The following is a 6,750-nucleotide window of genomic DNA, read 5'->3' as shown; positions in this document are numbered from 1 at the left end:
CCACCCCCCAGGTCATCCCATCGACAGGGGGACACAGTCATGCCGGGCCCGGAGGCCAGCGGCCCTCTTGCAGGACCGCGGAAAACATAACGGGGCGGGATCCGTTCCGGCCGGGGGCGGGATCCGTTCCGGCCGGGGGCGGGATCCGTTCCGGCCGGGGGCGGATCCGTTCCGGCCGGGGGAAGGGCCCGGCTCAGGTGCACGTGGTGCGGTCCCGGCCGGACCCGGACCCGTCGGCCGGAGCGTGTCCCGGTCGGGTCAGCCCGCGTCGGCCGGCTCCAGCACGAAGACCGGGATCTCCCGCTCCGTCTTGCGCTGGTACTCCGCGTAGTCCGGGAACGCGTCGACGGCGCGCTTCCACCACTCGGCCTTCTCCTCCCCGGTGACCTCACGGGCCGTCATGTCCTGCCGCACCGGGCCGTCCTGGAGTTCCACGTGGGGGTGGGCCTTGATGTTGTGGTACCAGACCGGGTGCTCCGGGGCCCCGCCCAGTGAGGCGACCGCCGCGTAGCGTCCCTCGTGCTCGACCCGCATCACCGGGGTCTTGCGGAGCTTGCCGCTGCGGGCGCCCAGGGTCGTCAGCACGACCACGGGCATGCCCCTGAGCGTCGTACCCTCGGTGCCTCCCGAGCTCTCGTACAACTCGACCTGTTCGCGCACCCATTGGCTCGGGCTGGGTTCGTACTCACCCTCGAGAGGCATGACCTTCGTCCCATCGTCGTGTCCGTCCGCGGCGGATCCGGAGGGTAGTCCGCCGCATGATTCTCTGCGGCAACACCGGTACCGGCTTCCCGCATTCCTCGTGCGACAGTGTCGTGCCGAGGCCGTCCGCCCGCCCGCGTCCCCGGCTCCGTCGGCGTGTCAGCGCTCTCGCGTCGCCGGCGCGGTGCGGACGGAGGCCGGCGGCTCGTCGCGGGGGACCGGCGAACGGACGCCCCGGGAACCGGACGGCGGATGCCCCGGGGACCGGACGACGGATGTCCCGGGCGCCGTGAAGGAGATGTCCCGGCGTCGGAAAGGGGATGTCCCGGGCGCCGGTGGCCCACCGCGGGCCACCTGGGCCCCAAGAGGCCGGGTCCGGGCGGCCCGTAGGCTTTCCGGGTGACCGATCAGGGCGAGCAGCGTACGGACCCCTTCCTCTACGTCGTCGTCTGCGCCGCGGGCGTCGCGGCGGGCGTGGACGAGCTGATCACGGCGGCCCGGCGCCGCGGATGGGAGGTCGGGGTCTTCGCGACGCCGACCGCGATGAGCGGCTTCTTCGACGTGGACGCCGTCCGGCGACGCACCGGTCGCCCCATCCGGTCCGCGTGGCGCACCCCCGGCGAACCGCGGCCCTTCCCGGACCCCGACGCGGTGGCGGTGGCGCCCGCCACCTTCAACACGCTCAACAAGTGGGCGGCCGGCATCGCCGACACGCTCGCCCTGGGCACCCTCTGCGAAGCCGTCGGTCTCGGTGTGCCCATCGCCGTGCTGCCCTGTGTGGGGGAGGCGCTGGCGGCGCACCCCGCCCACCGGGAGAGCCTGACCCGGCTGGCCGGCATGGGGGTGCGCTTCGCCGAGCCGTACGCGGACGAGAGGACGCCGGACGGGGCGCGGGAGTTCCGGTGGGAACGGGCGCTGGATCTCCTCCCCTTTCCCGGAGTGAGCCCGGCGAACGGATGAACACGTCCGCGGGAATTCACCTCCCGAAACGTCACCTCGCGAAACGTCACCTTCCGAAGCGTCCTTGACTTTCTGTCAAAAAGCGCCGGGGATGCGGGAGAAGAACGAAGCGGCAGAATCCCTTGTTACCTCTCGGGGCCTGTGCGAAGGTGAGCGTTGCCCGCGCGCCGACCATCCTCTTTTCCCTGCGCGCGTCGAGTCGTTCCCCGTGCCGGTGGCGCTCCACAAGAGCGCGGTCGGGCGCATGTTCGACACCCTGAGTTCTGTGCGGGTGAATTCCGCCGCATTGTCGGCGAGGTCCCATGCCGATTGGTATGGACCCCGTGCCCCGCCCGTCCCGAGAGGAATGCATCCGTGAAGGAAGCCGGCGTGTGGAATTCCCCGGCCCCGTCCCGTCCGACCGGACCCACGGACGAGCAGCTGAGCGCCGAGCTCAGGAAATGGACGGGCGGCACGCCGGCGGTCCAGCCGGTCGGCGAACTCCTCGACCGGCACTGGGAGGCCGCCTTCACCTACGCGCGGCTGTGCACGGACGGCCCCGGTCCGGCGGGCATGCTCACCACCGCCGCCTTCACCCGGCTGTTCGGCGAGACCCTGCGGCACCACGGCCCCGCCTTCGCCTGGCGGCCGCACCTCCTGGTCACCGTGCGCCGGATCGCCGCCGAGTGGGACGGTGACCATCGGCGCACGTCGCTCCATCCCGACCTCACGGCCGCGTCCCGTGACGGCACCCGTCCGGCCGCCCTGCTGCTGCCGCCACCCGAACGCCGCCTGCTCTCCGGCGCCTTCCAGCGGCTCCCGCAGTCCGCCCGCTGTCTGCTGTGGCACGCCGAAGCCGAGTCCGAGCCGCTCGACGTGCCCGCCCTGCTGCTCGGCCTGGACGTGGAGGGCGCCGGCGTCGAACGGGACCGCGCCCGCGACCGGCTGCGCGAGGAATGCCTGCAACTCCACCGCGAACTCGCCCCCGGTGCCGAATGCCGCACCTACCAGCGCATGCTGGACGTGACCTGTCGCCGCGCCCACGCCGCCGTCGACCCGGACCTCGCCGTCCACCTGGACGGCTGCGCCCACTGCCGGCACACGGCCGACCAGCTGACCCGCTTCCCCGACGGGCTCGGCACGGCCCTCGCCGAGGCCGTCCTCGGCTGGGGCGCGCGGGCCTACGCGGAACGCCGGGCGCGAGCCGCCGAGCCGGGCGCCGCCCCGGTGCCCGTGCCCGAGCGGGCGGCCGAAGCGGCCCTCCTCGACCTGTCCGGCCGGCCGGACACCGGCACGCTCCCGCCACCACCCGCCCCTCTCCCCGGCGACGGGCCCGCCACCGAGGCCCCCGCCTCCCCGGTGCCCCGCGCCCGGCGCCGCGGAGGCCCGCGTCCCGGTGGCACCCCGGCGGGCGCGGGCTCCCGCGCCGCGCGGAAGGCCGCCCGGCGCGCCACGCGGCGCCGCCATCTCGCGGTCGGCGCGCTCACGGTCGGAGCCGTGGTCGTCCTCCCGCTGGTGCTGTGGTCCGCCGCCGGCTCCGACGAGGACGGAACCGGGCGCGACGCCGCCGCCCGCCCTTCGGCGACACCGGAGGACGGCCGGGACCGGGGCCGGGGCGGGCCGTCCCGGGCGGGTGCCGACGGGGCGGCAGTCCAGGGCGCGTTGCGTGGGCGGCTGCACAACAGCGCCGCCGACCTGTGCGTCGCGGTCGTCGGCAACCGGGTCGCCGAGGACGCCGAGACCGAGCTGACCGCCTGTTCCTCGGCGGCCGTGCAGCAGTGGACGTACGAACGGGACGGGCTGCTGCGCAACGTCGCCCGGCCCGACCTGTGCCTGGACTCGCGCCTCGGCTACGCCGTCCGGCTCGCCGCCTGTGCCGACGGGACCGGTGACCGGGCAGGGGCCATGCGGTACGACTTCACGGTGCGGGGCGCCCTGATCCCCCGTTCCGACCAGCGGCTCGCCCTCGCCCCCGCCGCCACCGACGGCTCGGGCGCCCTGGTCCTGAAGAACCGCACCGACGACGACCCGCAGCGCTGGACCCTGGACGACGCCGCGCCCGACCTCCGGATGAAGGCCGTCACCTGGGACACCGAGATCACCGCTCCGCCCGCATCCACCCCGAGCCCCGTTCCCCCGGCCGCACCGGCTCCGAGCACCACCGCGCCGCGCCCGACGACGTCCGCCCCGGCCTGCGCCGACGGCCCGACGTGCGCGGAGAGCGGCCGCGAGGACGCCGCCGCCCACGACCACGGCTACGGGGGCGGCTTCGGCTACGGGGACGGTCGCAGCCGCCAGGACGGCGACGATCCGCGGTACGACCGACGCCGACGCTGAGCCTCCCGTCCGTCCACCGGCCCGGCGCGCCGACCCGGTCGGCTTCCCGGCCGGTGGTGTGCCGGGCGCGCGTCCGCGTCTCACGGACGTCCGTCCGGCGCCCGTCCCGGCGGACGGGCTCGGCCGGCCGTGCCTGCCGAGCGGCGCGCTGCCGGGCTCAGACGGTGTCGCCCAGGACCGTCAGCTCGGCCCAGATGGTCTTGCCGTCGGCGGTGTGCCGGGTGCCCCAGCGCTGGGTGAGCTGGGCGACCAGGAGCAGCCCCCGGCCGCCCTCGTCCCAGGTCTTGGCCCGGCGCAGGTGCGGCGCGGTGTGACTGGTGTCGGACACCTCGCAGATCAACGTGTTCGCGTCGTGGATGAGCCGCAGCCGGATGGGCGGGGCCCCGTACCGGATGGCGTTGGTGACCAGCTCGCTCACCACCAGCTCGGCCGTGAACGACGCCTCCGTCAGCGACCAGGCGGCCAGCTGCTCCAGGACCTGTTTGCGGATGGGGGCGACGAGCGCCGGGTCGGCGGGGATGTCCCAGGTCGCCACCTGCGCCGACGGCAGCCCCCGGGTGCGGGCCAGCAGCAGGGCCACGTCGTCGGCGGTGCCGCCCGGGGTCAGCAGGGTGTGCAGCACCCGGTCGCACGCCTCGTCCAGTGACCCCGTGGCCGCCCGCGACAGCGCCTCACGGAGCAGGGCGCGTCCCGTCTCGGAGTCCCGGCCCCGCGTCTCCACCAGCCCGTCGGTGTAGAAGCCCAGCACGCTGCCCTCGGCCAGCTCCAGTTCGGCCGACTCGAAGGGCAGCCCGCCCAGGCCCAGCGGCGGGCCGTGCGGCAGGTCGATCTCCCGGGCCGGCCCGCCGTCGGGGGGGATCAGCACGGGCGGCGGATGCCCGGCCCGGGCCAGGGCGCACCGGCGGGACACCGGGTCGTACACCGCGTACAGGCAGGTGGCGCCGACCTCCCCGGGGGTGCCTTCGGCGCCGGACTCCTGGGAGAGGTGCAGGACCAGGTCGTCGAGGTGGGTGAGCAGTTCCTCGGGGGCGAGGTCGATATCGGCGAGGGTCCGCACGGCGGTGCGCAGCCGGCCCATCGTCGCCGACGCCTGGATGCCGTGACCGACGACGTCCCCGACGACCATGGCGACCCGCATCCCGGACAGCGGGATCACGTCGAACCAGTCCCCGCCCACCCCCGACCGGGCGGCGGGAAGGTAGCGGCTCGCCGCGTCCAGCGCGGCCGTGTGCGGCAGGTGACGAGGGAGCAGGCTGCGCTGGAGGGTCAGGGTGGTCTCCCGCTCGCGGGAGTAGCGGCGGGCGTTGTCGATGCAGACGGCCGCGCGCGCGGTGACCTCCTCGGCCAGCAGCACGTCGTCGTGGGTGAAGGCGTCCGGGTGCTGGAAGCGGGTGAACGCGGCGACGCCGAGCGTGGTCCCGCGGGCCACCAGCGGCACCGACATCATCGAGTGCACGCCGTGCCGGCGCACCTGGCTCGCCCGGGCCCGGTCCACCGCCAGCCACGGGTCGAGGTCGCCGGAGTCCACCGACGCCACGACGCTGTGTCCGGCGATCAGCGAGTCGGCCTGCGGCGCGGCCGACGGGTAGACGACCACCTGACCGGTGTCGGCGAACGACTCGGGACTGCCCGGTGTGCGGGAGTGGTGCGCGATCCGGCGCAACGACACCGGGGCGGTGAGCGGGCCGGACGTGTCCTCGCCGGGCTCCGGGGACTCCAGCAGGTCGACGCTGACGAAGTCGGCCAGCGCGGGCACGCAGACCTCGGCCAGCTCCTGGGCCGTACGGGTCACGTCGAGGGTGGTGCCGATGCGCATGCTGGCCTCGTTGACCAGCATCAGCCGCTCCCGTGCCCGGTACTGCTCGCTGAAGTCGTGGACCGTCACGCAGACGCCCCGCACCCGGCCCGAGTCGTCGGTGAGCGGCGCGAGCCGGGCCAGCCAGGCGTGCGCGCGTTGCTCCCCGGTGGCCTTCATGTACGTCTGCATGTCGTGCCCGCGGCCGGTCCGCAGCACCGTGGTGAGGTGCTGCTCCAGCTCGGAGTGCTGGGTACGGCCGCCCACCTCGGTGGGCCGCAGGCCGCGCAGGTGGTCGGCGGGCAGCCCGAGGAGTTCCGCCATGGCGTCGTTGACGCCCCGCAGGCGCAGCGACCGGTCGAAGACCAGGGTGGCGCACGGGGACTGGAAGACCGCCGCCCGGACCAGGGGGTCGTCGGGCAGCTCCGTGTCGCCGGTGTCCAGCGGGGTGACGGCGAGCCAGTCGTCGGCGCCGCCGTGCTCGGGGAATCTCCGGTGGGCCAGCACCCAGACGGTCACGGTGCCGCCGTCCCGGTGCCGCAGGGTCACCGTGCCGTCCCAGCGGGCGTCGTCGGCGGGCCGGGGCATACGGGCCCCGTCGGCGAGGAGGGCGGCGGCCGGGCGGCCGACGACGTCCTCGGCCGCGTGGCCCAGCAGGGCCCGGGCCCCCTCGTTCCAGTGCGTGAGCGTCCCGTCGGCGGCGATGACGGCCCGGGCCGTCACGGAATCGTCGAACGGGTCGTCCGGCTTCATCTCGCCACTCCATCGCGCCGTCGCGCACGCTCACCGTGGGCTGGTGCCTCGCCTGGGGTCCAGCCTAGAGCCTGGAGTGCCGATCCCGCCGCACACGGCGGCCCGGGCAGGCCCGGGGCCCGCGGGTGCGGGCGCGGTCCGGCCGCCGTGCGCCGCCGCCCTGCCCGTCCGCGCCCCGCGTGCCCGCAGGTGGGCGAGCAGGTCCGCCCGGGACCGCGTCCCCG

4 protein-coding genes are annotated in these 6,750 nt (G+C 75.4%); 2 read left to right on the top strand and 2 right to left on the bottom strand.

What is annotated here, in order from left to right; translation table 11 throughout:
- Window positions 1-258: 258 nt before the first annotated feature.
- The gene (locus AB0F01_RS19945) at window positions 259-702 is read right to left on the bottom strand and encodes a nitroreductase family deazaflavin-dependent oxidoreductase (protein ID WP_362097187.1); all 444 of its coding nucleotides are present in this window, start codon (window positions 700-702) and stop codon (window positions 259-261) included.
- A 399-nt stretch (window positions 703-1,101) separates the two neighbouring features.
- On the opposite strand from AB0F01_RS19945, the gene AB0F01_RS19940 reads away from it, so the two are divergent.
- Together AB0F01_RS19940 and AB0F01_RS19935 are read left to right on the top strand one after the other, a co-directional pair.
- A complete protein-coding gene (locus tag AB0F01_RS19940; RefSeq protein ID WP_362097184.1) occupies window positions 1,102-1,662 on the top strand; it encodes a flavoprotein in 561 nt (186 codons plus the stop codon).
- A 354-nt stretch (window positions 1,663-2,016) separates the two neighbouring features.
- Entirely contained in the window at window positions 2,017-3,978 is a 1,962-nt protein-coding gene (locus AB0F01_RS19935) for an RICIN domain-containing protein (RefSeq protein WP_362097181.1), read from the top strand.
- Between the two features lie 157 nt (window positions 3,979-4,135).
- On the opposite strand, the gene AB0F01_RS19930 is transcribed toward AB0F01_RS19935, so the two are convergent.
- Window positions 4,136-6,526 carry a SpoIIE family protein phosphatase gene (locus AB0F01_RS19930; protein ID WP_362097178.1) on the bottom strand — a complete coding sequence of 797 codons (2,391 nt, stop codon included), beginning with the start codon at window positions 6,524-6,526 and terminating at the stop codon, window positions 4,136-4,138.
- Between the last annotated feature and the right edge of the window lie 224 nt (window positions 6,527-6,750).

Origin of the sequence: Streptomyces sp. NPDC029526 (assembly GCF_040637405.1) — a bacterium.
Taxonomy (GTDB): domain Bacteria; phylum Actinomycetota; class Actinomycetes; order Streptomycetales; family Streptomycetaceae; genus Streptomyces.
This window is presented reverse-complemented; position numbering and strand designations above follow the sequence as displayed.

Coding starts and splice junctions, on each gene's coding strand:
- AB0F01_RS19945 (WP_362097187.1), bottom strand. CDS start 702: ATGCCTCTCGAGGGTGAGTACGAACCCAGCCCGAGCCAATGGGTGCGC.
- AB0F01_RS19930 (WP_362097178.1), bottom strand. CDS start 6,526: ATGAAGCCGGACGACCCGTTCGACGATTCCGTGACGGCCCGGGCCGTC.